This window comes from Acerihabitans sp. TG2 (assembly GCF_035013185.1).
Classification (GTDB): Bacteria; Pseudomonadota; Gammaproteobacteria; order Enterobacterales; family Enterobacteriaceae; genus Acerihabitans.
In genome coordinates this window covers 1-1,463 of record NZ_JAYGJO010000083.1, presented here as the reverse complement: position 1 = coordinate 1,463, position 1,463 = coordinate 1, and the positions used below count along the sequence as shown (strand labels likewise).

1 protein-coding gene and 1 pseudogene are annotated in these 1,463 nt (G+C 44.4%); one reads left to right on the top strand and one right to left on the bottom strand.

The annotated features are described in order from the left end of the window. Positions 1-310 precede the first annotated feature (310 nt). Positions 311-1,045, bottom strand: a complete 735-nt coding sequence (locus tag SJI19_RS24590) for an alpha/beta fold hydrolase (RefSeq protein WP_323480859.1) — start codon at positions 1,043-1,045, stop codon at positions 311-313. Between the two features lie 37 nt (positions 1,046-1,082). On the opposite strand from SJI19_RS24590, the pseudogene SJI19_RS24585 reads away from it, so the two are divergent. Next, positions 1,083-1,319, top strand: a pseudogene (locus SJI19_RS24585) (helix-turn-helix domain-containing protein); the annotation flags it as partial. Positions 1,320-1,463: the final 144 nt, after the last annotated feature.

Here is a 1,463-nt window from a genome sequence, read left to right as displayed (position 1 = left end):
ATATTCATCGAAGCACTGTAATAGCGTCAACCTCTACCGAGGTTAAACGTCATCCGGGCCATGTGGAGCGAATCATAATTTTTAGAAGCGTTTCACAACGTAATGAAACGCCACCGCTATTTCTTTCACTGATTTCTCCATAATGCTTTGATACCAATATAATGACGCTCACCCTGTGCCCCGATAAAGAGCGATATGCGGCTGATTGGGAATACAAGGTTGACTATTCATGATCATTGGTGTGAAGACGTCTTCAGCGCACGATTTAGGTTTTAGTTGCGTTCTAAAAAATAATTTTTAAAAATACCCTTCACTCATAATGATTCATGTCGATAAATGAAACTATTTCATCGCGAACGAATAAATCTGGCTGCAACATAGTAACAATATGATTCCCGTTACCTGATAAAAATGGATGTTTATTTTTCATAGCCCATTTTTTTACATCAGGATAAATAAAATCATGTATCCCAACCCAAAATAATAGAGGCACCGTCGACTGTTTTACCACGGCTTCCATGTGGTATTTTTGGTTAAGTGAGTTGAAAAACGCGCTGAGACCGATTTCAGCAGATGTCGTAACCCATGAAGTGAGATCGGGGGCTGCTTTGCGGGCATACGACATGAAAGAATTAAACGTCATCGGGCCATCCGGGCCTGCAGGCAGACCGCCAACAATATCCCATCCGCCCATCACAACTGAATAAAGTCGATCCTGATAGTATTTCAATAACCCCGCAGCCAACCATGCTCCGGCTGAATACCCGATGATATGTGCTTTCTCGTAACCTAGTTCATCGATTATTTGAATGACAGCAGAGGCCTGATTTTCCAAGGTATATGATTCTGAATGGGTCAATGCCATGCTATCCCCATGCCCTGGCAAATCAAGATAGGCGACGCAGTAATGTTGGCTTAAGGTATTCACCAGCCCACTTTGTATCCAGTGTGTTCCTCTCATTAATAAACCATGCAATAAGATCACAAGGGGACCCGATCCTTGAGTCTGATAAGCTAGATGAGGATCATCGGAAAAATGTGACAAAATGAACTCCTTCAACGAGTAATGGAATTATTAATTAATGGCCGACGACATGATCCTGGAAACGGGCTTGCAGTTAATGCGGGAAGATTTGCAACTGTCGCAAAAATCCCTGGCAGAAGCCATGGGTGCCAGTCAACCCGCCGTTACACAGATTGAACAACGCGGAAACGAGGTCAAGCTCGCGACCTTAAAACGCTATATCGAGGCCATGGGTGGAAAATTAAGCCTGACCGTCGATCTGCCTGATGGCAGCGGGAGAGTATTCCATATCTAGTTATCTGTGAGCACCGTATCTGCGCACTAGAGCGAGTTAGTTAATGTAGCGTAGCCTTGGTGCCGACGGGTTTCAGGTAGTGATGGCACACATTATCCATTGCCCTTTCACCCAATCGACAAAGGGGAAGCTTTTTCCGGCGTT